Annotated in this window: 22 protein-coding genes; 9 read left to right on the top strand and 13 right to left on the bottom strand. The window is 70.4% G+C overall.

Annotated elements, in window-relative coordinates; all coding sequences use genetic code 11:
• Positions 1-232 precede the first annotated feature (232 nt).
• Positions 233-1,222, top strand: coding sequence for a glycoside hydrolase family 11 protein (locus tag EDD27_RS06230; protein ID WP_127931499.1), 990 nt, complete (start codon positions 233-235; stop codon positions 1,220-1,222).
• 96 nt (positions 1,223-1,318) lie between these two features.
• Here the strand turns inward: EDD27_RS06230 and EDD27_RS06225 are convergent, their stop codons facing one another.
• The gene (locus EDD27_RS06225; RefSeq protein ID WP_164903506.1) at positions 1,319-2,146 is read right to left on the bottom strand and encodes a helix-turn-helix domain-containing protein; all 828 of its coding nucleotides are present in this window, start codon (positions 2,144-2,146) and stop codon (positions 1,319-1,321) included.
• Between EDD27_RS06225 and EDD27_RS06220 the strand changes: the two genes are divergently transcribed.
• Entirely contained in the window at positions 2,145-2,687 is a 543-nt protein-coding gene (locus tag EDD27_RS06220) for a TIGR03086 family metal-binding protein (RefSeq protein WP_164903505.1), read from the top strand. The genes EDD27_RS06225 and EDD27_RS06220 overlap by 2 nt on opposite strands.
• 117 nt (positions 2,688-2,804) lie before the next feature.
• Positions 2,805-3,593 (top strand): SDR family oxidoreductase, encoded by a 789-nt coding sequence (locus EDD27_RS06215; RefSeq protein WP_127931497.1) that lies wholly within the window; start codon positions 2,805-2,807, stop codon positions 3,591-3,593.
• Between the two features lie 40 nt (positions 3,594-3,633).
• On the opposite strand, the gene EDD27_RS06210 is transcribed toward EDD27_RS06215, so the two are convergent.
• The 4 genes from EDD27_RS06210 to EDD27_RS58545 form a co-directional block, all read right to left on the bottom strand.
• Positions 3,634-4,608, bottom strand: coding sequence for a VWA domain-containing protein (locus EDD27_RS06210; protein WP_127931496.1), 975 nt, complete (start codon positions 4,606-4,608; stop codon positions 3,634-3,636).
• 211 nt (positions 4,609-4,819) lie between these two features.
• Positions 4,820-7,051 carry a catalase/peroxidase HPI gene (katG, locus tag EDD27_RS06205; protein WP_127931495.1) on the bottom strand — a complete coding sequence of 744 codons (2,232 nt, stop codon included), beginning with the start codon at positions 7,049-7,051 and terminating at the stop codon, positions 4,820-4,822.
• A gap of 33 nt (positions 7,052-7,084) precedes the next feature.
• Complete coding sequence (locus EDD27_RS06200) at positions 7,085-7,522, bottom strand: Fur family transcriptional regulator (protein ID WP_127931494.1); 438 nt, start codon at positions 7,520-7,522, stop codon at positions 7,085-7,087.
• Between the two features lie 32 nt (positions 7,523-7,554).
• Positions 7,555-7,956 (bottom strand): sulfotransferase, encoded by a 402-nt coding sequence (locus tag EDD27_RS58545; protein WP_164903504.1) that lies wholly within the window; start codon positions 7,954-7,956, stop codon positions 7,555-7,557.
• 150 nt (positions 7,957-8,106) lie between these two features.
• Here EDD27_RS58545 and EDD27_RS06195 point away from each other — a divergent pair, with 150 nt between their 5' ends.
• Positions 8,107-8,691 (top strand): redoxin domain-containing protein, encoded by a 585-nt coding sequence (locus EDD27_RS06195; RefSeq protein ID WP_206641275.1) that lies wholly within the window; start codon positions 8,107-8,109, stop codon positions 8,689-8,691.
• Positions 8,692-8,701: 10 nt separating this feature from the next.
• Positions 8,702-9,574 (top strand): cytochrome c biogenesis CcdA family protein, encoded by an 873-nt coding sequence (locus EDD27_RS06190; protein ID WP_127931493.1) that lies wholly within the window; start codon positions 8,702-8,704, stop codon positions 9,572-9,574.
• A gap of 73 nt (positions 9,575-9,647) precedes the next feature.
• Here the strand turns inward: EDD27_RS06190 and EDD27_RS06185 are convergent, their stop codons facing one another.
• The 6 genes from EDD27_RS06185 to EDD27_RS06160 form a co-directional block, all read right to left on the bottom strand.
• Positions 9,648-10,922 carry a hypothetical protein gene (locus tag EDD27_RS06185; RefSeq protein WP_127931492.1) on the bottom strand — a complete coding sequence of 425 codons (1,275 nt, stop codon included), beginning with the start codon at positions 10,920-10,922 and terminating at the stop codon, positions 9,648-9,650.
• 192 nt (positions 10,923-11,114) lie between these two features.
• Positions 11,115-11,960, bottom strand: a complete 846-nt coding sequence (locus tag EDD27_RS06180) for a S1 family peptidase (protein WP_127931491.1) — start codon at positions 11,958-11,960, stop codon at positions 11,115-11,117.
• A gap of 90 nt (positions 11,961-12,050) precedes the next feature.
• Positions 12,051-15,608: a hypothetical protein gene (locus tag EDD27_RS06175; RefSeq protein WP_127931490.1), complete on the bottom strand. Its 3,558-nt coding sequence runs from the start codon at positions 15,606-15,608 to the stop codon at positions 12,051-12,053.
• Positions 15,605-16,417: a carbohydrate ABC transporter permease gene (locus EDD27_RS06170; RefSeq protein WP_241563891.1), complete on the bottom strand. Its 813-nt coding sequence runs from the start codon at positions 16,415-16,417 to the stop codon at positions 15,605-15,607. Before EDD27_RS06170 ends, EDD27_RS06175 begins: the two co-directional genes overlap by 4 nt.
• Complete coding sequence (locus tag EDD27_RS06165) at positions 16,414-17,319, bottom strand: carbohydrate ABC transporter permease (protein WP_241563890.1); 906 nt, start codon at positions 17,317-17,319, stop codon at positions 16,414-16,416. The genes EDD27_RS06170 and EDD27_RS06165 overlap by 4 nt, the downstream gene beginning before the upstream one ends.
• A 5-nt stretch (positions 17,320-17,324) precedes the next feature.
• Positions 17,325-18,629: an extracellular solute-binding protein gene (locus EDD27_RS06160; protein ID WP_127931488.1), complete on the bottom strand. Its 1,305-nt coding sequence runs from the start codon at positions 18,627-18,629 to the stop codon at positions 17,325-17,327.
• Positions 18,630-18,769: 140 nt separating this feature from the next.
• On the opposite strand from EDD27_RS06160, the gene EDD27_RS06155 reads away from it, so the two are divergent.
• From EDD27_RS06155 to EDD27_RS06140, 4 genes are all read left to right on the top strand, one after another.
• On the top strand, positions 18,770-19,555 hold the full coding sequence (locus EDD27_RS06155) for a DeoR/GlpR family DNA-binding transcription regulator (protein ID WP_241563889.1): 786 nt from the start codon (positions 18,770-18,772) through the stop codon (positions 19,553-19,555).
• A gap of 93 nt (positions 19,556-19,648) precedes the next feature.
• Positions 19,649-21,220 (top strand): alkaline phosphatase D family protein, encoded by a 1,572-nt coding sequence (locus EDD27_RS06150; RefSeq protein WP_127931487.1) that lies wholly within the window; start codon positions 19,649-19,651, stop codon positions 21,218-21,220.
• 12 nt (positions 21,221-21,232) lie between these two features.
• Positions 21,233-22,123 carry a discoidin domain-containing protein gene (locus EDD27_RS06145; protein WP_127931486.1) on the top strand — a complete coding sequence of 297 codons (891 nt, stop codon included), beginning with the start codon at positions 21,233-21,235 and terminating at the stop codon, positions 22,121-22,123.
• Between the two features lie 16 nt (positions 22,124-22,139).
• Positions 22,140-23,564 carry an L-fucose/L-arabinose isomerase family protein gene (locus EDD27_RS06140; RefSeq protein ID WP_127931485.1) on the top strand — a complete coding sequence of 475 codons (1,425 nt, stop codon included), beginning with the start codon at positions 22,140-22,142 and terminating at the stop codon, positions 23,562-23,564.
• A gap of 9 nt (positions 23,565-23,573) precedes the next feature.
• Here EDD27_RS06140 and EDD27_RS06135 read toward each other — a convergent pair whose 3' ends face one another.
• Together EDD27_RS06135 and EDD27_RS06130 are read right to left on the bottom strand one after the other, a co-directional pair.
• Positions 23,574-24,404 (bottom strand): FkbM family methyltransferase, encoded by an 831-nt coding sequence (locus EDD27_RS06135; protein WP_164903503.1) that lies wholly within the window; start codon positions 24,402-24,404, stop codon positions 23,574-23,576.
• A 109-nt stretch (positions 24,405-24,513) separates the two neighbouring features.
• Positions 24,514-25,356, bottom strand: a complete 843-nt coding sequence (locus EDD27_RS06130) for an SAM-dependent methyltransferase (protein WP_127931483.1) — start codon at positions 25,354-25,356, stop codon at positions 24,514-24,516.
• Between the last annotated feature and the right edge of the window lie 38 nt (positions 25,357-25,394).

Below are 25,394 nucleotides of genomic sequence, written 5' to 3'. Positions count from 1 at the left end.
CGGACGGCGCCCATGAACATCACCTTTCGGGGAATATCCGAAACTTTCACCATCCTTCCCTGTGCGCCAGGGCGTCAGAAGGCTCACCAGCCACGCCAGCTGCCTTCACAAGCCCTTCACAACACTCCACGGCGTATTGACAACTCAACTGATGCGCCCGACACTTTCGCCATCAAACCGATAGTTTCGGCGTCTCGCCCTCGCCCGGCCTTCACGAGGAGGAAGCACGCACATGAACGTCGCCCCTGCCCACTCGAAGAGTCGCAGACGCGGCCGCATCAGGCTGCTCATCGGCCGTGCCTGCGCCTTAGCCGTGGCGCTGGTCGTGGCCGTGGCGATGCCGCCCGGTATCGCCAACGCCGCCCCGATAACCTCCAACCAGACCGGCACCAACAACGGCTACTTCTATTCGTTCTGGACCGACAGTCCGGGAACGGTCTCCATGGAGCTCGGATCCGGCGGCAATTACAGCACCTCATGGAGGAACACCGGGAACTTCGTCGCCGGAAAGGGCTGGAATCCCGGCGGGCGCAGGACCGTGAGCTATTCAGGCAGCTTCAATCCGTCCGGCAACGCATATCTGACCCTCTATGGGTGGACGAGAAACCCGCTCGTGGAGTACTACATCGTCGACAACTGGGGCACGTACCGGCCCACGGGGACGTACAAGGGCACGGTCACCAGCGACGGCGGCACGTACGACATCTACCAGACGACGCGCTACAACGCCCCCTCCATCGAAGGCACCAGAACCTTCAATCAGTACTGGAGCGTCCGGCAGTCGAAGCGAACGGGCGGAACCATCACTTCCGGTAACCACTTCGACGCATGGGCTCGTTATGGCATGAATCTGGGCAGCCACGATTACATGATTCTCGCAACCGAGGGATATCAGAGCAGCGGGAATTCCAATATCACGGTGGGCGGCTCCTCCTCCGGCGGCAACCCCGGCGGCGGTGGCTGCGCCGCGACGCTGTCCGCGGGTCAGCAGTGGAGCGACCGGTACAACCTCAACGTCTCGGTCAGCGGTTCGAGCAACTGGACCGTGACGATGAACGTGCCGTCCCCAGCGAAGATCATCGCCACCTGGAACATCAGTGCCAGTTACCCCAGCGCCCAGGTGCTGACCGCCAGACCCAACGGCAATGGCAACAACTGGGGTGTGACGATCCAGCACAACGGCAACCGCACCTGGCCAACGGTCTCCTGTAGCGCGAGCTGACCCCAACCACCCGCACCGGTGTGGCGCGGCGACCGCCCATGGCCGCCGCGCCACACCGACCCGAACACGGCGGTGGCCACCGGCGACACGTCGCGATCAGGCCTGGCTGCTGACCCTGGCGTAGGCCGCGGGTGGCATGCCCACCACGGCGGTGAAGTCGCGGGTCAGGTGGGCCTGGTCGGTGTAGCCGAGTTCGGCGGCCAGCGTGGCGAGCTCGACCCCCTGGTGGACGCGCTCCGCGGCCTCATGCAGGCGGAAGCGGCGGATCACCCACTTGGGGCCGATCCCGACATAGTGGCGAAACAGCCGCTGCAGCGAGCGCACTGACCGCCCCGATCGGGCGGCCAACTCGTCGGCCCTGGTGATGGACACGTCGCGCTCCACCATCGCCACCAGCGCCGCGACCTCCTCGACCAGCGGATCCTGCGCCGGCTCCATGCTCAGCAGGAACGTCTCGATGAGCGCGATGGCGGCCCGGGCGTCGGGTTCGGCCAAGACCTGCTCAGTCAGGGTCGAACCGGCTGGGCCGAACATGTCACCGATTTCCACGAAGCGGCCGGTCACGTCGGAAACCGGGCCGCCGAGGAACGGCCGGAAGCCGCCGGGACGGAAGCGCGTGCCGATGACGCGGCCGCTGCCCTTCATCGTGTAGGAGAACCCTCCCTTGATGACTCCGGCGATTTGGCGGAAGTCCGAGGTGATGGTCATGTTCACCGTGGGGTGCGAGACGATGCGCTGTTCGTACGGCTCGGCGAGGTCGGTCCACGTGACGACCCAGAAGTGCTCGACGTACGCCGAAGCCTCGGGCGACGGCGCCTGCCGGAGGAAATCGAAGGCGTCGAGACCCGCGTACGGGTTGATCCAGCCGCGCAGTCGCGTTTCTACAAGCCGCGCCTCGGGCAGGCGGGGCACGATGGCTGCCATGGACGACATGATGCCGGTGATGACGCGTGCCATCGAACGGACCGCGGGATTGGTACGCGCCGTGCGGCAGGAGCAGTTCGGGAACTCCACGCCGTGCGCGAAGTTCGACGTCAAGGATCTGATCAATCACCTCGAGTGGGTGGCGGAGATGTTCGAGTCGCTGGGCCGCAAGGGGCCGATGACCGAGCAGGGGCCTTACGCGGGCGACTTCCCCGAGCGGGCGGAGCGCATGCTGGCCGTTTGGTCGCGGCCCGAGGCATGGGAGGGGACCAGCCCCGCCATGGGCCTGCCGATGAACGCGCTGGCCCATATGTACCTCGTCGACATGGTCGTGCACGGCTGGGACCTGGCCAGAGCCACGGGTCAGGACTACGAGCCGGACCCTGAGGCGCTCTCGCGGGCGTTTCACTTCACTGAGCAGATGGTGGAGATGGGCAGGCAGCGCGGCGCCTTCGGACCGCCGGTGGCGGTGCCGGACGATGCCCCGCAGTTCGACCGCCTCCTCGGCATGATCGGCCGGGATCCCGCCTGGACTCCCTGATCCGCTCCAGCCCTGTCCGGCAGAGTCGCAACCGTCCGCAGCCGGACCGGCTACTCCCGTGCCGTGTCGCGGGGCCAGCCAATTGAAACCAGTTACAGGCAGCTCTAGGCTGACGGCATGATCCTGGACCGCTTCCAGATCGCCGGCGCCGCCGCGATCGTCACCGGCGCGGGCCGGGGCATCGGCGCCGCCACCGCTGTCGCGCTCGCCCAGGCCGGGGCGGACGTGGCGCTCTGCGCGCGCACCGAGGAGCAGCTCCGCGCAGTCGCCGACCAGGTCGAGAAGGCCGGCCGGCGAGCCCTGGTCGTCACCGGCGACCTGGCCGTGCCGGGCGTCGCCGAGGCGCTCGCGGAGCGGGCGGTGGAGGCCTTCGGACGGCTGGACGTCGTCGTGAACAACGTGGGCGGCGCGCTGCCCCGCGCGTTCCTCGACACGAAGCGCAAGCATCTCGAGAACGCGTTTCAGTTCAACGTCGGCATCGCGCACGAGCTGACCAGGGCTGCCGTCCCCCATCTCCTGGACGGCGGTGGCGCGGTGGTGAACGTCTCGTCAGCCGTGGGCCGTGTGGCCGGCCGAGGCTACCTGGCGTACGGCACCGCCAAGGCGGCGCTCGCGCACTACACCCGGCTGGCCGCTCTCGACCTCGCCCCCGCCGTGCGGGTCAACGCGGTCGCCGTCGGCGCGGTCGCCACCTCCGCGCTCGACATCGTCATGAACGACGAGGCCCTGCGTACACAGATGGAGCAGGCCACGCCGCTGCGGCGGATAGGCGAGCCGGAGGACGTGGCGGCCGCGGTGCTCTACCTGGTCTCCCCCGCCGCCCGCTATCTGACAGGCAAGGTGCTGGAGGTGGACGGCGGCATCGACCGGCCCAACCTCGACCTGGGGCTGCCCGACCTGTCCTGACGGGCCGGCTCGCGGCCCACGTGGATCAAGTTCGGGAGCCTCATAGCCGTGTCCTGGCAGAGCGCGACCAGGCCGGCTTGATCGGCGCCAGTAGCGACAGGGCGGCCAGCAGGAACGTCGGCACGAGTGCCCAGCGCAGCAGGAGGTGGCTCACTTCCTGGCTTTTGGTCACGGTGCCGAGGGAACTGCCGATGCTCTCGTACACCTCATCCAGCGAACTGGCGGACTGCGCGTCGTAGGCGCGTCCGCCGCTGCCGTCGGCCAGCGCGCGCAGCGTCTCGGCGTTCGGCGGGACCGGCATCTGACGGCCCTCGACCTCCACGGTGCCGTCCGGGGTGCCGAAGGCGATGGTGGAGACCGGCACCTTGTTCCTGCCCGCCTCCCGTGTCGCCTCGGGCACGGTGCGGCCGGAGGTGTTGTCGCCGTCGGACAACAGCACGATCGCCGCCGGTGGCGGATCGCTGGCGGCCTGCGCGTCGAAGGAGCGGATGGCGTCCAGACCCGAGAAGACGGCCTCGCCGATGGCGGTGCCCGTCGACGGCTTGAGCGTGTCGATCGCCCGTACGACCGCCGCATGATCGATGGTCGGGGAGACGACCACCGCCGCGGACCGGGCGAAGGTCACCAGGGCGACGTTGAAACGATCGGGCAGGTTCGTGATGAACGTCTTGGCCGAGGTCTTGGCCGCCTCCAGCCGGGACGGCGGGATGTCGGTGGCCACCATGGACAGCGACACGTCGATGGCCACCACGATCGTGGCCCGGTCCCGCGGCACTTGCACCGACGCCGCCGGGCGCGCGGCGGCCACGATGAGCAACCCCATCACCAGCGTGAACAACGCCGCCGCGACATGCCGCCACCATCCCGCCCGATCGGGGGCGACCAGGTCGAGCAGCCGCAGATCGGTGAAGCGCGCCGCGTAGCGAGGCCGCCAGAGCTGGACGACGACGTACCCGGCCACGCCGGCGACCAGCACGACCAGCAACCACAGCCAGCCAGGACTCTGAAAGGTCACCCGCCCCTCCCCCGGGGATCATCGACGCTCGCGCCCCTCAAGACGGACAGAAACCCGCCCTTGCGTACGAACGCAAGCATGTCTGCATCTACCCACAGCCGCTACCGCACATTCGTTCACCAGGGCATGCACGGCACGTCACGCGGACCCGGGGTCCTCCGGACGGAGAACGTCCAGGCCGGCCGGTGAGGGCCGACCTGGACGGTCATGATCAGACGAGGTCGAACCGGTCCAGGTTCATCACCTTGTCCCACGCCGCGACGAAGTCGTTCACGAACTTCTCCTTCGCGTCATCGCTGGCGTAGACCTCCGCGAGCGCGCGCAGCTCGGAGTTCGACCCGAAGACCAGGTCGACACGGCTGCCGGTCCACTTGACCTCGCCCGTGGCCTCGTCGCGACCCTCGAAGGTGTTCGCGTCCTCGGACGTCGACCTCCACGTCGTGCCCAGCTCGAGCAGGTTGACGAAGAAGTCGTTGGTCAGGACCCCGGGGGTCTTCGTGAAGACGCCGAGCTGCGACTGCTGGTAGTTCGCGCCCAGGACGCGGAGGCCGCCGACGAGGACGGTCATCTCAGGGGCGCTCAGGGTCAGCAGGTTCGCCCGGTCGAGCAGCAGGTATTCAGCCGCCAGCCGGTTGCCCTTCCCGAGGTAGTTGCGGAACCCGTCGGCGGCCGGCTCGAGCGCGGCGAACGACTCCACGTCGGTCTGCTCCTGCGAGGCGTCCACGCGGCCCGGCGTGAAGGGCACCTGGACGTCGACGCCGGCGTCCTTGGCGGCCTTCTCGACGGCCGCGCAGCCGGCCAGCACGATCACATCGGCGAGCGAGACCTGCTTGCCGCCCGTCTGGGCGCCGTTGAAGGCCTTCTGGATCCCCTCCAGGGTGCCCAGCACCGTGGCCAGCCGGTCGGGGTCGTTGACCTCCCACCCGCTCTGCGGCTGGAGGCGGATGCGCGCACCGTTGGCGCCGCCGCGCTTGTCGCTGCCGCGGAAGGACGAGGCCGACGCCCACGCGGTGGACACGAGCTCGGACACCGACAGGCCCGAGGCGAGGATCTGGCTCTTGAGGGAGGCGATGTCCTCGGCGTCGATGAGCTCGTGCGTCACCGCGGGCAGGGGGTCCTGCCACAGCAGCGTCTCGGCCGGGACCTCCGGGCCGAGGTAGCGCACGATCGGGCCCATGTCGCGGTGGGTCAGCTTGAACCACGCCCGGGCGAAGGCGTCCGCGAGCTCGTCGGGGTGCTCGAGCCAGCGCCGCGTGATCTGCTCGTAGATCGGGTCGAACCGGAGCGACAGGTCGGTCGTCAGCATCGTCGGGGCCACGCGCTTCGACGGGTCATGGGCGTCGGGGACGGTGCCCGCCCCGGCGCCGTCCTTCGGCCGCCACTGGTACGCGCCTGCGGGGCTCTTGAACAGCTCCCACTCGTAGCCGTAGAGGATCTCGAGGAAGCTGTTGTCCCACGTCGTCGGGGTGTTGGTCCAGATGCCCTCGAGACCGCTGGTGATCGTGTCGGCGCCCTTGCCGGTGCCGAAGGAGTTCTTCCAGCCGAGGCCCTGCTCCTCGATCGGCGCGGCCTCGGGGTCGGGGCCGACGTGCTCCGACGGGCCCGCACCGTGGGTCTTGCCGAAGGTGTGACCGCCCACGATCAGGGCGGCCGTCTCCTCGTCGTTCATCGCCATCCGGCGGAACGTCTCACGGATGTCGCGGGCCGCGGCGATCGGGTCCGGGTTGCCGTTGGGGCCCTCCGGGTTGACGTAGATGAGGCCCATCTGGACCGCGCCGAGCGGCTTCTCCAGCTCCCGGTCGCCGGTGTAGCGCTCGTCGCCGAGCCAGGTGGTCTCGGGACCCCAGTAGACGTCCTCGTCAGGCTCCCAGACGTCCGCACGTCCGCCGGCGTAGCCGAAGGTCTTGAAGCCCATCGACTCCAGGGCGACGTTGCCGGCGAGGATCATGAGGTCGGCCCACGAGAGCTTCTGGCCGTACTTCTTCTTGACCGGCCACAGCAGGCGGCGGGCCTTGTCCAGGTTCCCGTTGTCCGGCCAGCTGTTGAGGGGCGCGAAGCGCTGCTGGCCGGCCCCGGCACCGCCGCGGCCGTCACTGATGCGGTAGGTGCCCGCGCTGTGCCACGCCATCCGGATGATGAACGGTCCGTAGTGGCCGAAGTCGGCCGGCCACCAGTCCTGCGAGGTCGTCAGCACCTCCGCGATGTCCCGCTTCACGGCCGGGAGGTCGAGGCTCTTGAACGCCTCGGCATAGTCGAACTCCTCACCGAGGGGGTTGGCCACGGCGGGGTTCTTCGCGAGGATCTTCAGATTGAGCCGCTCCGGCCACCACTGGCGGTTTCCGCCGCCCTGCGTCGGGTGGGGTGCGCGCGTGTGCGCGACCGGGCAGCCGCCCTCGCCCTCCGGCTTCGGGTCTGTGACGATTGCGTCGTGGTTCTCAGACATGGAAATCCTTCCGGACTATGCGGATCACAGTGCTCATGCAGTGCGGGCAGTGGAACAGTCGGGGCACAGGCCCCAGAAGACGACCTCGGCCTCGTCGATCGAGAAGCCGTGGTCGTTGGAGGCGGTCAGGCAGGGCGCGTGGCCGACCACGCAGTCCACGTCGGCGACGACACCGCACGACCGGCACACGATGTGGTGGTGGTTGTCCCCGATGCGTCCCTCGAACCGGGCCGGGCTGCCGGCCGGTTCGATGCGCCGGACGAGTCCCGCCGCGCTGAGCGCGTTGAGGGCCTCGTACACGGCTTGAAGGGAGATGTGGCCCACGCGGTCGCGCACCCCAGAGGCGATCGCCTCGACGTCGAGGTGGTCGCCGCTCCGGACGGTTTCGAGCAGCGCGACGCGGGCGGCCGTCACCCGCAGGCCGGCACCGCGCAGCTCTTCGGCGGTCGTCGGGGTCTGGGATGCGGTCATGAGCCAAACCTACCTTCATAAACGCGAACAGTTCAAGACAACGAATAGTCCAAGTTTAGGTCGCGTTCGGTAAGGTCCGTCCCATGGCGCGTCAGCCGGTGGGCTCGCCGAACGGGTGACCGCCGCCACGTGCCGCTCGAACGCCGCCACGGCCGTCTCCTCGTCCACCATGTCGGCCCCGAAGCGCCAATCGAGGCCGAAGAAGAACCGGCCGATCTGGTCCAGCGCCGGTCGCCTGCGTTCCATGGACCCGAACACCTGGCGGGCCAGTCCTGCGTCGCCTGGTAGCCGGCGAAGACCCGGTCCCAGTCCTCGCGTGCCTTCACCTCGCCGGCGGCCACCGACAGCCACCGGTCGACGTGGTCGGGATGGGTCATCACCTCGGCCATGTGGTAGCAGGGGGCGAAGCCCAGCCGTTCCAACGCGGCCTTCATCGAGGGCAGAGGCTCGACGCCCAGGTCCGATCAACGTCAGGTGTCGGTCAGCGGGGGAATCCACCCCCGCCTGGCGTGCGGGCCGCGATCAGCCCGTGCCGTCACGAGCTCGTAAGGAAGTCGCGCGGCGGATGCTCCTACGCTGACCCCATGACGACAGCGCGAGTGACCGTGATGCTGGCCGCGGCGGCCTTGGTGTTGGCAGCCTGCGGCAACGCCGGAGGCGAGGGGACGGCCAATCCGGCGGGTGACCAGGCGGCGGCGCCGCCGGCCACCGTGACATCCACGCCGGCGGGTTCGGCCGACCCCGCGGCGACGGCAGCGGCTACGCCGGCCGAGCTGGCGTTCTCGGCCACCACACTGAGCGGCGAGTCCTTCCAGGGCGCGAGCCTGGCCGGCAAGCCGGTGGTCTTCTGGTTCTGGGCGCCGTGGTGTCCCAAGTGCCGTGCGGAGGCTCCGGCTGTCAAGGCGGCCGCCGCCAAGTTCGGCGACGTGGCGTTCGTCGGCGTGGCCGGGCTGGACACCGAGGCGGCGATGAAGGAGTTCGTCCAGCAGACCGGCACCGGTGACATCGTGCACCTCTCGGACGCCAAGGGCGCGGTATGGACCAAGCTGGGCGTCAGCGAGCAGTCCACGTTCGTGTTCATGAAACCGGACGGCTCCACCGAGAAGGCGTCAGGCCCGCTCAGCCAGGACGGCCTGGACGGCCACGTCCGTCAGCTGCTCGGCCAGTGAGAGGGCGCACATGAACGCGGCCGACCTGCCGCTCGCCCTGGCGTTCACCGCCGGCACGGTGGCGGCGTTCAATCCGTGCGGCTTCGCGATGCTGCCCGCCTATCTCACCCTGCTGATCGCCGACGATGGGGCGTCGCGCCGCGGCCCGCTCCCCCGGGCGCTGCTGCTGTCGGCCGCGATGACCGCGGGATTCGTCACGGTGTTCGGTGTTTTCGGGGTGATCGTCACCGTGCTGGCGGTGTCGGTCGGCCGCTACCTGCCGTGGGTGACGCTCGTCATCGGCGCGCTCCTGGTCGGGCTCGGCATCCGGCTGCTGGCCGGGCGCGAGCTGGTGCTGCGCGTCCCGGGGCTGAACACCGGCCGCCCCACCACCTCGCCGTTGTCCCTGTACGGCTACGGCCTGTCGTACGCGGTGGCCTCGCTCTCCTGCACGGTGGGGCCGTTCCTGGCGGTGACCTCCGCCGCCCTGTCCGGGGCCGGAGTGCTCGGCGGGGCGGCGGCGTTCGTGACCTACGCGCTCGGCATGGGCCTGGTCGTGACCGTCCTGTCGCTGGCGGTGGCGCTCGCCCGCGCCGCCGCGGTGGCCAGGCTGCGGCGGCTGCTGCCGTATGTGTCCCGGGCCAGTGGCGGTCTGCTCGTCCTGGCGGGACTGTACGTCATGTATTACGGCTGGTACGAGCTACGCGTCTTCGCCGGGCAGGCCGCCGGCGACCCGATCGTGGGCGCCGCGACAGCCGTGCAGGGTGTTCTGACGGGTTGGGTGGCGGCCATCGGCGGAGGCCGGCTCGCCGTGGCGTTCGTCCTGCTGGCGCTTGCCGCGCCGGCGCTGCGTGCGCTGCGGCGGCGGCGCGCCGGAGCTCGACGCACGCTCAGCGATTCCTGATCGTCGGAACCCGGAGGTCCGCGCCGCGTACAGGCTGCCACTTGTACGCGGCACGTCGGGCGGGGGCGGCCGGTCAGCTGGTGACGGTCCTGTCCCGCAGCAGGAAGTAGCCGACGGAGTCGGCCTGCTTGTAAAGGTGGAACTTCTCGGCCTTGGGCTTGGCCGACTTGTCCGCGGTGACGATGGTGACGACCACGTACTTCTTGGCCACGTTCGCGCGGATCTGCCCGTACGCGAACGTGGCGTGGGCCATGTCCCGGCGGAAGTTCACCGGATCCCCCGTGAGCTTCCCCATCCGCGTGGCGGCGGTCTTGGCGGCCTTCTCTGTCGGGAACGACAACATGACCTGCACCGCCTTGAGATGCCCGCGGTACGCCGAGTAGGCGACCTGCACGGCGCGCTCGCAGTTGTTCTTGGCCAGCACGCCCTGGGCGTCCACCGGATCACACGTGTCGTACGTCCAGCCGCCGACCTTCTTGGCGTCGAACTTGACGCCGCCCAGGTTGAACTTCCAGTCGTCGAACTCGGTGTGAGCGATCTGTGATCCTGGCGCGGCCTGCCCCGCGGTGGGCGGGGGGTCCGTGGGCTCGGCGGGCGGGCTGTCCGTGGGGTCGGTGGCCGGCTCCGTCGGTTCGCCCGACGGCTCGGCCGGCGGGGGGTCGGACTGCCAGGGTGCCGTCGTGGGGGCCGACGTCTCGGTGCCCGGCTGGGCGGCGGCGGGCTTGGAGCCGGAGACGTTGACGTAGGCGACCGCGCCGGCCGTGCCGCCGGCCAGGAGGAGCACGCCCAAGCCGATGGACAACCCCATGATCAGGGTGTTGTTGCGCTTGGGCGGCAGACCGTAGTCGAACGGGGCCGGGGACAGGCCGTAGGGGTCGTCCTGGCCGTACTGGCTCTGCGAACCGTACGGGTTCCGGAGGTCGTACGGGCTCGGGGGGTCGTACGGACCCGGGGGATCGTAGGGGCTCGGGGGGTCGTACGGGCCCGGGGAGTCGTAGGGGCTCGGGGGGTCGTACGGGCCCGGGGAGTCGTAGGGGCTCTGCGAGTCGTACGGGCTCTGGGGCGCGTAGGGATGGTGCGGACCCTGCCGGTCAGGCGGTCCGGGTCGGCCGTGCCGGCCCGGCTGCTCGCCGAAACCGCCTGGCGGGCCCCCTTGGCGCGGCTGTGGGCCGTGTGCCGGCCGGCCGGGTAACTGGCTCTGGCCGGCGGCCTGCGATCCGTATCCGGGTCGCGGGGTCGCTGGGCCGGACGACGGCTGGCCGTACCCGGGCCGGTCGTGTCCCTGCGGTGCTCCCTGTGTCTGCGGGCCCCACGGGTCTTGCGGGTGGGGCTGTGGAGGGTAAGCCATTGCCCCATTGTGCGGTGGCCCATCACCCCTGCTCCGGGGAGCGCGCCAGATGGCATGAGAGTGAACCGGGCCTCTGCGCGCGTACGTACTAGACCAAGGCCTCGGCTGAGATCGGCCCCACCCGAAGCCTCCGCAGGGACGACAAAGCCCCCTCCGATGAGCGGAGGGGGCGTGCCGTAGCTGATGGAGGGGTCAGCCGACCGTCTCGAGCCACTTCTCGACGACCGGGATCTCAACGCGCTGGTAACCGCCGAGGTAGCGGCAGTTCTGGGTGTAGCCGTAGCTGGTCACGGCGACGATGTAGCCGTTGAGGAAGACGGGCCCGCCCGAGTCGCCGAAGCAGGTGCCGCCGGTGCCGCGGGTGTCGTTGTAGTTGCCGTTGGCCTGCAGGATCTGCTCCGTGAGCTTCTGGCCGGGCGAGGTGGCGAAGCGGCGCTGGAGGGGGTAGCTCATCGGCTGCGGCTTCTGCGGGCCGCTGACCGGCTTGCGGACCTCGGTGCCGTAGCCGACGAACGTGAAGATCGTCTTGTTGAGCTGCGGCTGCTCGTACCCGTCGAGGTAGCGCGAGGGGGCCATCTTGGCCGGGGTGATGCCCGAGACCGGCTTGTCGAGGACGATCACGCCCACGTCGTTCCAGTTGTCCAGGTCCGTGAAGTCGGAGTACTGCGGGTGGGTGCCGGCGGTGCCGGAGAGGTAACCGGCCTTGGCGAGCTCCTCGGCGGTGTATCCCTTGCCGGGGTCGGCCGCGGTGGGGAACGGCGCGGGCGGGTTCTCGGCGATGACCGAGGTGAAGGTCACGAGGGTCTTGCCGAGCGTGCCCTTGGTGCAGTGGGCCGCGGTGAGCACCACGGTGGGCGAGACGAGGGTGGCCGAGCAGCGGAACCTGCCGTCCGGCTGGTAGAAGAGGATTAAGCCGACGTTGGGGTGACGGTTGCCGTCGGCTTCTCCTCCCGTGATCGCCGAAGCGGGCAATGCCGAGGACACCATGGCGACGACGGCCACGATGGCCGCGACCACGGCATGACGGAAAACGCGCATTAGGGCTGAGATCCTTTCTTTTGTGGAAGTTCTTCCACGGAACCCCACTAGATGTCAACAGTCCCTGTGGTCACACGGCCGGCGCACGGATCACGCTTGCGTGCGCAGGCGCACCGGGCCGAAGAGTCCCGTGCGGCGCTGGCCGGCGAAGACGAAATGGGTGGGGCTGACCTCGTCGAGGTACGGGGCCAGGGTGCCGAGCACGAGGACCTCGACCACGTTGTCGCCGTCGTCCAGCTCGACGTCGAAGGCGTACGGCGAGCACACCCTGATCCCGCAGGGCCGGCCGTTCACCGTGACCTCCGCCGTACCCCTGACCCGGCCGAGGTCGATGACGCCCGGCCCTGCCTGGGCCGCGACGGTGACGCGGTAGCGGACGCCCCCGCTGTACCCCGCCAGGCCACGCTCTTCCCAGTCCCCCAGCCGCATCCGGCCCGGCCCGCAGGTGAACCGGACCGGCCCGGTGAACGCGGCGCCCGACTGCGCACTGGGGACCGTGGTCACGCGTAGCTCGCGGCCGTCCCGGCTGACCTCGACGGGCACCGCCGCGTCCACCTCGACGCCGGTCGTGCCCGGCGGCGGGTCCAGGAGGAAACGCTCCACGCGCGGGCGGGCACCCGGCACGGCGAACGTGGCGGGCAGGGCAGGAGGGCGGCCGTGGAGCCAGTCGGCCTCAGGCAGCGGGTGCGGGCGGGGACGCAGCCAGAGGGCGGCGGGGTCGCCGTGCTGGCGGCGGCGTACCCGGGGGCGGGGCGACCAGCCGGGACCGGAGACGGCCAGGCCGTCGGCCAGGACCCAGCCGTCCGACTCGATCCTGATCGTGTTGCCGCCGGGGCGCAGCAGGCGGGACACGTCGTAGCGGCGCACGCGCGGGATGTCGGCCTCCGCGTACGGGTCGAAACCGCCCTGCCTGCCCACCTCCTCACCGTTGACGAGCACGCGGCAGAACGCGGTGGAGGCCACCTGCAGCACCGGCGATCCCCCGGCGGGCACGGTCACGGTGGTCTCCAGCGGCGTGCCGGCGATCCACTCGGGACAGGCCGCGTCGGCGGGGTCGGCCACCAGGCAGGCGTAGGCGCGCAGGTCGTGCTCCTCGTCCGGGACGAGCAGCAGCTCCATCAGGTGCTCTCCGGGGGCGAGCGGCGCGAGCGTGACGGCGGCGTAGCCGGCGTCGGAGAGCGGCCGCTCGACGCCGTCGAGCCAGAGGGTCTTGGCGGCGCCCGAGCCGATCGCCAGCCAGGCCGGTGCGCCCGGCGGCACGGTGAGCACGCTGCGGAATCGGGCCTCGCCGCCCGCCGGGACCCGGCCGAAGGCGAGGAACTCCACCGGGACGCGGCCCTTGGGGCCGAGTGTCTGACGGTGCACGGGGTCCTTGTGCAGGCCGCGCGACAGTGACCACACCGAGGGGGTCCACGGGCCGTCGCCGACGCGCTGCTCGCCGCGCGGCCCGAAGGTCACGTGCACGGGCTCGCCGGCCGGCGTACGGAGAGTCCAGCGTTCGACGCCGGTGCCGCCGCCGAAGTCCGACCAGGTGTCGTCGAGGGTCGGGACGAGCTCGACGTCCCACTCGTCCCCGAGATCCACCTCCACCGGGTACGCCACCCGGGACGCCGGCGCGGGGTCGCTCCCGTCGAACACCAGCAGCGCGGCGGGCCCGTCGTCGAACGGCACGACCACCTCCACCGTGTCGCCGTCGCGGGTGTGCGGCAACGGGGCGGGCTCGCCGCCGGCGAAGGGGCGCGCGAGCAGGGGCGTGCCGGACACGCCCCTGATGGCGACGCGCATGTCGCGGGCGTACCTGGCGGGGTCGAAGCCGATCGTGGCGTCCAGCCAGCCGAGCTCCACGCCGCGCTGTCCCGGCCGGGCGACGCCGATCGTGCTCGCCATGGGGAAGGTCGCGGTCAGGAACACCAGGGTGGCGCCGTCGGCTTCGCGGACGAGTGCGGGCACCGGCGCCTCGACCCGGCGGGGCAGGGTGGCCAGTGCGTCGCCGAGGCCGGCGGCGTCCGCCACGAAGCGGACCCGGCCCGCGTCGGCGTGGGAGCGCAGGGCGTCAGGGATCGCGCCGACGGCGACCAGCAGCCCGCCGTTCGCGGCGAACTCACCGAGCCGGGCGGCGACGTCAGCGTCGAGGACGGTGACGGCGGGCATGACGACCGCGCGGTACGCCTCTTCCGCCACGGCCATGCGCCCGCCCTCGACCGTGGCACGCCGCACCGAGTCCTCGTCGATCACGTCGGCATCGAGGCGGAGCCGGTCGAGCACGCCCGGCTGGGTGGCGAACCACGCCATGTCGCCGACGATCGCCCGATACACCTCCTGCGCCCGCCGCGCCGCCGCAGCCTGGCCTGGCCCGGCCGCGATGCCCTCTTGCGCGACAGGCTGTGAAGGGGCGCCAAGGCCGCCCCCGACGTCCGCATCACCCGGCCGCGATGCGGCGGTGTCACGGGTGGACGGGACAAGGGGGTATGGGGTGCCGTCCAGGGGGGTGCCGGACTGGGCGGTGGCGGTGGGGAGGAGGACGGCGATGTCGCACGAGTGACGCCCCAGGGACAGGGCGGCGCACAGGCGGGTGACGGCGTCGGCGAAGACCCGGTGGTGCCGCCAGTACGGCTGCCGCCAGTCCGTCGACGGCGGCGCCCACTCCCACCAGCCGCGCCGCGTCGTGTAGTACACCGCGTGCGGGTTGTACAGCGTGCCCCCCGCCCGCAGCCACGGCAGCAGCCAGTCGAAGGTCTCCTCCAGCGTGCCGCCCCACCCGCTGGAGTGGAACGCCTCGATCCAGACGCGCGACCGCCCGTACAGGTGGGCGAGGGAGGCGTGCAGCCGGGCGTCGCCGTGGTGGTCGGAGCCGGGCGCGCCGTACCAGCGGTGCGTGCGCGCGTAGTCCGCGTAGAGCGCCACCCCCTCGACGGGGTGCCCGGCCCGGGCGGGATCCTGCTGGTCGCAGCCGCTCAGCAGCCCGTGCCGCTCGTGCCACTCGCTCAGCGGCCGGAAGAACGCCTCCTCGGCCAGCTCGGCGCGGGTGCGCTGGTACGCGTGCCAGTCCGGCTCCGCGAGCGAGAACTCCGCGCCCCGCCGCGCGCGGTACTCATCAGCGAAACCGGCCGACCACGTGGGCAGGGTCGGCAGCTCGTCCTGGAACGACCCGGCGATCACCCGCCCGAACCAGTGCCCGACCCGCCGCTCGAACTCCCCGTGCACCCGGTCGAGCAGCACCGCGCACGCCTCACGCGACAGGTAGTCGAAGCCGCGCAGCGTGACCGACCCGTCCGGGCCGAGCCACTGCCCGGCGAACTCCGGACGTTCCTGGACGAGCCTGGCCTGCAGGTCGGCGCCGGAGAAGCCGATCTGGTCGTAGAACCACAGGTACGCCCCCAGCTCGTACGCATCCGCGCACACCCCGTCGAACAGCTCCCACCACGCCTCCGACAGGAACGGCGGGTCGTCGGCGTCGGCCCCGAACCCCGGCCCGGACGGTGCGAGGTTGAGCACGACGAGGTTGCGCACTCCCCCGGCCACGAGCCGCTCCAGCTGCCAGCGCAGCCGGTCACGGCGCAGCGGCTCGCCGCTCCACCACCAGATGGCCGCCGGCGAGTACGCCTGCGGCGGGTCGCGGAAGACGCCGAAGACGTCGGAGACACTCACCCCTTGAGCCCGCTCGAGAAGCCCTTGATGACGTAGCGCTGCAGCGCCAGGAAGACCACCACGATCGGCAGCGCGCCGAGCACCAGCCCGGCGAAGACCAGGCCGTGGTCGGAGACGTACTGGCCGACGAAGGCGAAGACGCTGACCGGGACCGTCTCGTATCCGGAGCCGCCGAGGTAGACCAGCGGCGTGAAGAAGTCGTTCCAGATGAAGACGGCGTTGAGGATCAGCACGGTGCCGGTGATGGGCCGCAGCAGCGGGAAGACGACGCGGGTGAACGCCGTCAGGTGCGAGGCGCCGTCGATCTGGGCGGCGCTGGCGTACTCGCGGGGCAGCGCACGGATGAACCCGGTGTAGAGGAAGACGGTGAACGGCAGCTGGATGCCGGTGTAGAACAGGATCATCCCGGTGTGCGTGCCGATCAGCCCGAGGTCGCTCACCAGCTCGTACAGCGGGATCATGCCGAGCTGGAACGGCAGCACGATGCCCAGCAGGAACAGGATGTACAGCCCGTAGCCGAGCCGGCTCTGCACCCGGGCCAGGAAGTACGCGGCGAACGAGCCGAGCGCGATGAGCGCGACCAGGCTGACCACGGTGATCACGGTGCTGTTGACCAGCGACGGGCCGAGCGCCGCCGCCGACCACGCGGAGCCGTAGTTGTCGAACGTCGGCGGGTCGGGCAGCGCCAGCGGCGACCGGGAGATCTGCCCCGGGTCCTTCAGCGACAGCGACACCAGGCTGTAGACGGGGAACAGGAACGCCACCGCCACCGCGATCATGACGATTTCCAGCAAGAACGTCCTTCTCACGCGGTCACCTCCCGCCGGCGCAGGTAGTAGACCTGGACGAGCGAGACGGCGGCCACGAACAACGCCAGCACCAGCGCGACCGCCGTGCTGTAGCCGAACTTGCCGAACACGAACGCCTGCTTGTACAGCACGGTCGACAGGGTCTCGGTGGCGTAGCCGGGTCCGCCGTTGGTGGCGGCGAAGATCTGGTCGAAGAGCTTGAGGCCGCCGATCGTGGACAGCATGAGATTGATCGTGACGGCGGGGGCGAGCAGCGGCCAGGTGACGTAGCGGAAACGCTGGAAGGTGCCGGCGCCGTCGATCATGGCGGCCTCGTGCAGCTCCCGGGGCACACCCTCCAGCCCGGCCAGGAAGATGACCATGGAGTATCCCGCGTACTGCCACACCACCATGCCGGCGATCGACCACAGGGCGACCGACGGGTCGCCCAGCCAGTCGACGTGCAGGCCGAGCAGGCCGTTGAGCCCTGCGGACGGGTCGGGGTTGTAGATGTACTTCCACAGGAAGGCCACCATGACCGGGCTGACCACGACCGGCGAGAAGAAGATCACGCGGAGCAGTGCCCGGCTCTTGAGCCTGGCGTGCACGCCGAGCGCCAGCAGCAGCCCGACGCCGTTCTGGACGGCCACGATGGCCACGGTCAGCAGCAGCGTGTTGCCGATCGAGCCCATGGCCTGCTCGTCGCCCAGCAGGGTGCGGAAGTTGGCCAGGCCCACGAAGGACATGTCCTGGCCGATGCCGCTCCAGTCCGTGAACGCGTACACCACGCCGCTGATCGCGGGATAGAGCACGACCAGCGCGTACACGGCGAGCGCGGGCGCGGCGAACAACCACGGCGGCGACGCGGCGCTGAAGCGGCGCCGCGCCCCCCTGTGGGCGGGCCGCGACCGCCCGGCGGTCACTGGGGTCACTTCTTGTATGCCTCGTCCATCTTCTTCAGCGCCTCGTCGATGGTCGACTTCCCGGCCAGCAGCTCCTGGATGACGGCGAAGTGCACCGGCTGCACCTCGGCGTTGGGCCAGCGCTGGTCCATGAACGGCACCGCGCGGTCCTTGGTGAACGGCAGGAACGACTGCACGGCCGGGTCGATGCTCGAGGAGGCGTCCTGCGTGAGCGGGATGGCGGCGATCGCCTTGGCCCAGGCGTTGATGTTCTCCTGCTTGCCGAGGAAGTCGATGAACGCCTTGGCCTCCTCGGCGTTCTTGCCCTTGGCGCTGGCGCCGAGGCCGACGACGACGCCGGCCGGGATCCACACGGAGTTCGCGTCGTCGGCGCCGGGCACGGGGAACATCGACAGGTCGTCGGGCGACGAGGCCGCCTTGCGGAAGTCGGGCAGGACCGCCGACACCTGGACGGCCATGCCGGCCTTGCCGGTGGCCACCATGGAGGTCTGCTGCTCGAAGGTGGTGCCGTTGGGGTTGTCGTTGAAGAAGCCGCGTTTCTGCAGCTCCAGATACATCTCCATGGCGTCGCGCCAGCCGGAGTCGGCGAAGCTGGCCTGCCCGGCGAGCTGCTTGTCGTCGAACGTCGGGTCCTTGGCGTAGACGGTCGAGGGCACCAGCGCGTACGTGATGAGCTGGGTGACCCACGGCGTCTGGGCGCCGAGCGCGATCGGCGCCACGCCGGACTTCTTCAGCTTGTCGCAGACGGCGAGGAACTCGCTCCAGGTCGTCGGCGGCGCCTCGATGCCGGCCTTCTCGAAGACCTTCTTGTTGTAGACGGCCCCGATGACCGACGAGCCGGCGGAGAAGATGTACGTCTTGCCGTCGAGCTGGAAGGCGGGCTTGAACCCGGCCGGAATCGTCTGCGTCCACGCCTGGGCGGACAGGTCGGCCAGCAGCCCCGCCTGGGCGATCTGGGTCATCGACATCGCGCTGCCGTTGCCCGGATAGACGACGTGCAGATCGGGGGCGTTGCCGGCGCCGAGCTGGGTGCGCAGCGAGGTCTGCACCTGGTCGGTGGGAGCGTAGGAGGCGGTGATGCGCACCGCCGGCTTGCTCTTCTGGTAGGCCGCCGCGAGCTGGTCCATCGGCGCCTTCTGGTCGGCCACGCCGATGAACTTCAGCTCGGTCGTGGCCTGGCCGCCGCCGGTCGTGGCGGTGGTCTCCTGCCTGGTGGAGCAGGCGGTGGCCGCCGCGGCCGCGGCCAGACCGCCCACCATACGCAGGAACTGCCCGCGGCTCAGCCTGGCCTCGTGCAGAAGGTCGGTCATGTCCCGCCCACCTCCATGAACTGGTTGTTAAATTAACAACCAATCTTGTTACAAATGTTAGATGTGGGGAGGGTACGGTCGCCCAAGTTGGGTGTCAAGGGTAGGATTTCGCAGCCGTCCAAGAGGGTGAGAGGGCTCCGGTGGATTCGCGTCAGCACACCTCAAGCAAGGCCACCCGGTGGCGGGACATGGCCGACCACATCGTGCGGCGGGGCTCGGCCTCGGTGACGGAGCTCGCGGAAAGCTTCGGGGTGAGCGTGATGACCGTCCACCGCGACCTCGACGAGCTGGAGCGCCAGGGCATGGTGCGCAAGGTCCGGGGCGGGGTCACCGCCCAGGCCAGCAACGTGTGGGAGAGCAACATCGCCTACCGGCTCCAGGCTCACACCGCGGAGAAGGACGCGATCGCCCGGGTGGTGGCGGGGATGATCGAGCCGGGCAGCTCGGTCATGCTCGACGACTCGACCACGGCGCTGGCGGTGGCCCGGCACCTGAGCGTGCTGGCCCCGCTGACCGTGGTGACCAACTTCCTGGAGGCGATCAGGCTGCTGGCCGGCAGCCCCGACATCCGGCTCATCGCGCTCGGCGGCGAATACCGCGCCACCCACGACTCCTTCCTCGGCCTCGGCTGCGTCGACGCGGTCGAGGCGGTGAGCACCGACGTGGTCGTGGTCTCCACCTCGGCCGTCTCCGACCAGTACGCCTTCCACCAGGAGCAGGAGATCGTGCTGGTCAAGCGGGCGATGTTGCGCGCGGGCGCCCGCCGCATCCTGGCAGTGGACGGCTCCAAGCTGGCCCGCGTGGCGCTGCACCGGGTCGCGCCGCTCGACGACTTCGACGCCATCGTCGTGGACTCCGGCGCTCCGGCCGACCTGCTCCAGCGGCTGCGCGACCGGCACGGGAACGTGCACGTGGCACAGATGTAACGCAATTCGGCGTGATTTGTAACTTGAGTCTTGTTAAGAGCTCACCTGCTTGCTACAAAGTGAGGGCTTTCGACCCCCAGCTCAGGAAGCAGCATGGATCATCCCTCACGTCGATCCTTATTCGGCCTCGGCGGCGCGGCACTCGCCCTGGCCTTCACCACGAACCTGGCCGACCCCTGGACCGCCGAGGCGGCGGCCGTACGCGGCGACTACCCGTTCACGCTCGGCGTGGCCTCGGGAGACCCGCTGCCCGACCGAGTGATCCTCTGGACGCGGCTGGCTCCCAAGCCGCTGGAGCCGCTCGGCGGGCTGCCGTACAACAAGATCCAGGTGGACTGGGAGATCGCCGAGGACGAGGCGTTCACGCGCCGCGTCCGGCACGGCTCCACCTGGGCGAGCCCGGAGTACGGCCACTCCGTCCACGTGGACGCCAAGGGCCTGCGGCCGGGCCGCGAGTACTTCTACCGGTTCCGCGCCGGCGGCGAGCTCAGCCCGGTGGGCCGGACCAAGACCGCGCCCGCGCCCGGCGCCGGCCCCGACGCGCTGCGGCTGGCCTTCGCCTCGTGCGCGTCGTGGCAGGACGGCTTCTACACCGCCTACCGCCACCTCGCCGACGAGAACCCCGACGTGGTCTTCCACCTCGGCGACTACATCTACGAGTACGGCATCGTGCCGGGCGGCGGCAACCGCCGGACCCCGGTGCCCGAGCAGTTCCGGGTGCAGTGCGACACCCTCGACCGCTTCCGCATCCAGTACGGCCTCTACAAGAGCGACCCCGACCTGCAGGCCGCCCATCAGCGCGCACCGTGGATCGTCACCTGGGACGACCACGAGGTGCTCGACAACTGGGCGGGACCGAACGGCCCCGGCGGCGAGGTCACCGAAGAGGACTTCATGGTGATCCGCGCCAACGCCTTCCGCGCGTTCTGGGAGAACATGCCCGTCCGCCTGCCGGCGGCCGAGGGCCCGGACGCCCGCATCTACCGCAGGTACACCTTCGGCGACCTGGCCGAGTTCAACGTGCTCGACACCCGGCAGTACCGCGACGACCAGGTGTGCGGCGACGGGCAGCAGGTGGACTGCGCCGACCGCCTCGACCCGGCCCGGCAGATGCTCGGCGCCGAGCAGGAGCGGTGGCTGCTCGACGGGCTGGGCGACTCCCGGGCGAAGTGGAACGTGCTGGCCCAGCAGATCGCCATGATCCAGCTCGACTTCGACCCCGGCCCCGCCCAGCGGCTCAGCATGGACCTGTGGGACGGCTACAAGGCCGCCAAGGACCGCCTGATCACCGGCATGGGCGACCGCAAGGTCAGCAACCCCGTGGTGCTGACCGGCGACATCCACTACAACCTGGCCGGCGAGCTCAAGGCGAACTTCGACGACCCCGCCTCCCAGACCGTCGGGGTGGAGTTCGTGTGCACGTCGGTCAGCAGCGGCGGCAACGGCAACCCGAACACCGGCTTGCCCCCGGGCGGCAGCGACCCGGTCAACCCGCATCTGCGCTTCTCCAGCTACCAGCGCGGCTACGTCTCGTGCGAGGTCACCCGGACCCAGTGGCGGGCCGACTTCAAAGTCGTCCCGTACGTGGACCGCCCGGGCGCTCCGGTCTCCACGAGGGCGAGCCTCGTCACGCTGGACGGCGTCCCCGGCCTGCAGGCGCTCTAGGAGGTATGACTGATGCGTAAGCTCGCCGCCGCCGCGCTCGCCGCCGCCGTCGCACTGACCACGGCCGCGGCCTGGGACCCCGAGGAGCCTCCGTCCTCGGTGTCCGTCAAGGTCAAGCCGGGCGTCTCCAAGGGCACCGGCAAGCTGATCCCCCGGGCCGGCGCCGACCGGCTCGTCGCCCCGCTGGGCGTGGATCCCGCCTGCCCCGCCAAGATCGAGATCGGGATGCGCAGCGACGCGAAGAAGGCCGCGTACGCCACGATGAACGTCGAGATCGACGCGCCGCTGACCGCTTCCCGCTCGATGCTGACCAGCTACCTGCCGCCCGGCTACGAGCTCGGCGCGAAGCTGCTGGTCGCCGTCCCGCCTGGCGCGAAGGCGGGCACGTACGGACTGCGCCTGCGCACCCCCGCGCAGACGCTGCAGGTGCCGGTCGAGGTGGTCCCCCTCGACCGGCTCGACAACGGCGGCAACCTCGCGCTGCACCGGCCGGTCACCGCCTCCTCCCAGCACACCAACGCCAACTACCCGCCGTGCAGCGTCGCCGACGGCGACCGCTCCTCCAACGGCTGGGCCGGCGGCAACGGCTGGAACGACGCCACCGCCCGCGCCTGGCCGGACACCGTCGCCATCGCGCTGGGCGGCCCGAAGCAGGTCTCCCGCGTGGACCTGTACACGCTCCACACCGAGCGCTACCCGGCGAGCCGGTACGGGGTGCGCGACTGGGACGTCCAGGCCCAGGTGAGCGGCCAGTGGCAGACGGTCGCCCAGGTGCGCGGCAACACCGCCGGCAACGTGCGGTCGGACTTCGCGCCCGTCACCGCGGACGCCGTCCGCATCGTCGCGCTCGCCTCGAACGGAGCCAACGACTACACGCGGATCATCGAGGTCGAAGTCCGCTGAGCGAAGGGAGAAGCCCGTGAACACGTTCACTCGCATCACGCCGCCCCGCACCAAGGTGGGGCTGGTCGCCGGAGGGCTGGGGGCGTACTGGCCGCAGTTCCCGGACCTGCTGCCCCAGCTCCAGCACTCGGCCGCGCGGGTGTCCGAGCGGATGAAGGCGCTGGACTGCGAGGTCGTCGACGTGGGCTTCATCTCCGACGCCCAGGAGGGCGCGGCGGCGGCCGAGAAGCTGCGCGCGGCCGGGTGCGACCTCATCGTCGGGTTCCTCACGACGTACATGACGGCCACCATGCTCGTGCCGATCGCGCAGCGCAGCGGCGCGCCCGTGCTGCTGATCAACCTGCAGCCGACCGAGTCGATGGACCACGCCACCTTCGACACCGGGCAGTGGCTGGCCTACTGCGGCGCCTGCCCGCTGCCGGAGATGGCCAACGCCTTCACCCGCGTCGGCGTCCCGTTCCGCTCGGTCTCCGGCTACCTGGAGGACGAGCGGGCGTGGGAGCGGATCGGCCGGTGGGTGCGGGCCGCGCACGTCCGCGCCACGCTGCGGCATGGCCGGCACGGCCTCATGGGCCACCTCTACCCTGGCATGCTGGACGTGGCCACCGACCTGACGCTGGTCAGCGCGAACTTCGGCGGGCACGTCGAGGTGCTGGAGTTCGACGACCTGCGGGTGCGCGTGGAGAAGGTCACCGACGAGGAGGCCGCCGAACGGATCGCGCTGGCGCGGGACGTGTTCGAGCTGGCGGACTCGGTCAACGAGGAGGACCTGGGCTGGGCGGCCCGCGTGTCGGTCGGCCTGGACCGGCTGGTCGAGGACTTCGGGCTGGACAGCCTGGCCTATTACCACCGGGGGCTCGACGGCGAGATCCACGAACGGCTCGGGGCGGGCATGATCCTCGGCGCGTCCCTGCTGACCGCCCGGGGCATCCCGGCGGCCGGCGAGTACGAGCTGCGGACGTCGCTCGCCATGCTGATCATGGACCGGCTGGGCGCGGGCGGCTCGTTCACCGAGTTGCAGGCGCTCGACTTCGCCCGCGGCCACGTGGAGATGGGCCATGACGGCCCCGCCCACCTGGCCATCAGCTCCCGCAAGCCGCTGCTGCGCGGCCTGGGCGTCTACCACGGCAAGCGCGGGTGGGGCGTGTCGGTCGAGTTCGACGTGACGCGGGGGCCTGTCACCGCGTTCGGGCTGCGGCAGGACCGGGACGGCCGCTACGGGTTCGTGGTGTCGGAGGGCCAGGTGGTGGAGGGGCCGCTGCTGCAGATCGGCAACACGACCTCGCGGGTGGACTTCGGGTGCGACCCGGGCGAGTGGACCGACGCCTGGAGCGCCAGCGGCATCTCCCACCACTGGGCCCTCGGCACCGGCCACCGCCTGGCCGACCTCCGCGCGCTGGCCGACCTCCTGGAGGCAGAGGTGACACACGTCCAACCCTGAAGCGTGGCTTCAATCGTGCACGGGCCGGAACAGTTCGTTGTGACCAAGGCGAGCAGTCCTCATGTAGCCGTGCGCTCCGAGAAGGTCGCGCAGCCCTTCCTCGCTCACGTCGGTACGCTGGCGCTGCTTCACCTCCATGAGCACGGCCCGCGGCCGCAGCGTCCGGAGGGATCGGCTCATGCCCGCGAGCACGGCCGCCTCGGCTCCCTCCACGTCGATCTTGACGACGTCGAGGCGGCTCAGCCCTGCCTCCTCGGCCCAGGCGTCGAAGGGACGAACCGGCACCTGCTCGACCAATGCCGCATCGCCGTACTGGGACCGTACTCCCGCGTCGGCAGCGTCATAACGCGTGTCACCGTACAGGGAGACCGTCCCGTGATAGGCGCCCAGCGCGGTCTGCACCACCTCGACCGGCAGCCCGTTACGGCGGGCGGCGGCCCGCAGCTTCGCGGCGGAATCCGAGGCAGGCTCGAAGGCGACCACCCGGCCGCCGCCCGCGCGGCGCAGGATGCGTGCGGCGGCGAGAGCATGGACGCCGATGTGGGCCCCCACGTCCACCACGACATCCCCACGCCGGAGCTCCCGGCGGAGGAATCGGCGGACGTCCGGCTCGTAGCGCCCCGCGTAGTAGAGCATGGCCTGCAGGTTGTCGCGCAGGTCCAGCTCGAGCCTCAGCCCGTTCCTGCGAACGTGTACCGTCTCCGCCCATTCCGGCGAGATCTTGCCGAGATGCGGGTTCGCGGCCGCCAGCCTGGGCGAGATCCGGTAGGCGGTCTTCCAGTAACCGGACTCCCGTGTCGCCTGCACCCCCGCGATGAGCCGGGCGACCCTTCGGGCCACACCTGGAGGCAACCGCGGAAGGAGTCGCCAGACACCCCGCAGCACCCGCCCATCACGTATGGCCACCATGCCTCTAGCAAATCAGCGGACTCGGGGTCGGCGAGCACGGTCACGGTTTGCGGGCGATGCCCCCGAACATGAGGCGCTGGCCCACGGTCAGGTTCTCGGGGACATCCTCCTCGGGACGCCACAAGGGCAGCGGCACGACACCCGGCTCCACCAGCTCGAACCCGTCGAAGAAGGCGGTGATCTCGGCAACGGTGCGGAACCTGCCGGTGCCGAGGAGCGCGAGGAACTTCTTCTCCGCGTCACGGGAATCCTGGCTCGAGTCGCAGAAGTGGGTGATGAAGAGGTAGCTGCCGGACGGAACCGCGGCCATGTACGCCTCGACGATCCCCCGCGGGTCCTCGTCGTCGTGCAGGTGATGCAGGATGCCGACCAGCATCACGCCGACCGGGCGATCGAGATCGATGAGCCGCTTGACCGCCTCGTCGCCGAGGATCGCCGCCGGGTCGCGCAGGTCCGAGGTGACCACCGCGGTGCGCTCGTTCTCCGCCAGCAGAGCCCGGCCGTGGGCCAGCACCATGGGGTCGTTGTCGACGTAGACCACCCGCGACTCGGGGTTGGCGCGCTGGGCGACCTGGTGGGTGTTCTCCACGGTCGGCAGCCCAGAGCCCAGGTCGATGAACTGCGTGATGCCCTGGTCGACCAGGAACCGCACACCGCGGCCCAGCATCTGCCGGTTGTAGGTCGCCACGTCATAGATCTCAGGAACGACCTTGACGATCTCCGCGACGAAGGCGCGATCGACCTCGAAGTTGTCCTTGCCGTGCAGGACGACGTCGTAGGCCCTGGCGATGCTGGGCCTGGTCGTGTCGATCGCACTCTTCCAGTCGTCTGGCTTCTCGGCCACAAAGTGTCCTTCCTCGCGGAGTTTGATCACAATGATCATAGAAGGTCTTCTTGTGCTTGTGGGGTCTTGTAAGGAAG

The organism is Nonomuraea polychroma (assembly GCF_004011505.1).
Classification (GTDB): domain Bacteria; phylum Actinomycetota; class Actinomycetes; order Streptosporangiales; family Streptosporangiaceae; genus Nonomuraea; species Nonomuraea polychroma.
The sequence above is the reverse complement of the archived record's forward strand: the minus strand, read 5'-3'. Positions and strand labels throughout refer to the sequence as shown.

Excerpts from the sequence above, each read along its gene's own strand:
- EDD27_RS06230 (WP_127931499.1), top strand. The coding sequence starts at position 233 with ATGAACGTCGCCCCTGCCCACTCGAAGAGTCGCAGACGCGGCCGCATC.
- EDD27_RS06220 (WP_164903505.1), top strand. The coding sequence starts at position 2,145 with ATGGACGACATGATGCCGGTGATGACGCGTGCCATCGAACGGACCGCG.
- EDD27_RS06225 (WP_164903506.1), bottom strand. The coding sequence starts at position 2,146 with ATGGCAGCCATCGTGCCCCGCCTGCCCGAGGCGCGGCTTGTAGAAACG.
- EDD27_RS06215 (WP_127931497.1), top strand. The coding sequence starts at position 2,805 with ATGATCCTGGACCGCTTCCAGATCGCCGGCGCCGCCGCGATCGTCACC.
- katG (WP_127931495.1), bottom strand. The coding sequence starts at position 7,051 with ATGTCTGAGAACCACGACGCAATCGTCACAGACCCGAAGCCGGAGGGC.
- EDD27_RS06200 (WP_127931494.1), bottom strand. The coding sequence starts at position 7,522 with ATGACCGCATCCCAGACCCCGACGACCGCCGAAGAGCTGCGCGGTGCC.
- EDD27_RS58545 (WP_164903504.1), bottom strand. The coding sequence starts at position 7,956 with ATGAAGGCCGCGTTGGAACGGCTGGGCTTCGCCCCCTGCTACCACATG.
- EDD27_RS06195 (WP_206641275.1), top strand. The coding sequence starts at position 8,107 with ATGACGACAGCGCGAGTGACCGTGATGCTGGCCGCGGCGGCCTTGGTG.
- EDD27_RS06190 (WP_127931493.1), top strand. The coding sequence starts at position 8,702 with ATGAACGCGGCCGACCTGCCGCTCGCCCTGGCGTTCACCGCCGGCACG.
- EDD27_RS06185 (WP_127931492.1), bottom strand. The coding sequence starts at position 10,922 with ATGGCTTACCCTCCACAGCCCCACCCGCAAGACCCGTGGGGCCCGCAG.
- EDD27_RS06180 (WP_127931491.1), bottom strand. The coding sequence starts at position 11,960 with ATGCGCGTTTTCCGTCATGCCGTGGTCGCGGCCATCGTGGCCGTCGTC.
- EDD27_RS06160 (WP_127931488.1), bottom strand. The coding sequence starts at position 18,629 with ATGACCGACCTTCTGCACGAGGCCAGGCTGAGCCGCGGGCAGTTCCTG.
- EDD27_RS06150 (WP_127931487.1), top strand. The coding sequence starts at position 19,649 with ATGGATCATCCCTCACGTCGATCCTTATTCGGCCTCGGCGGCGCGGCA.
- EDD27_RS06145 (WP_127931486.1), top strand. The coding sequence starts at position 21,233 with ATGCGTAAGCTCGCCGCCGCCGCGCTCGCCGCCGCCGTCGCACTGACC.
- EDD27_RS06130 (WP_127931483.1), bottom strand. The coding sequence starts at position 25,356 with ATGATCATTGTGATCAAACTCCGCGAGGAAGGACACTTTGTGGCCGAG.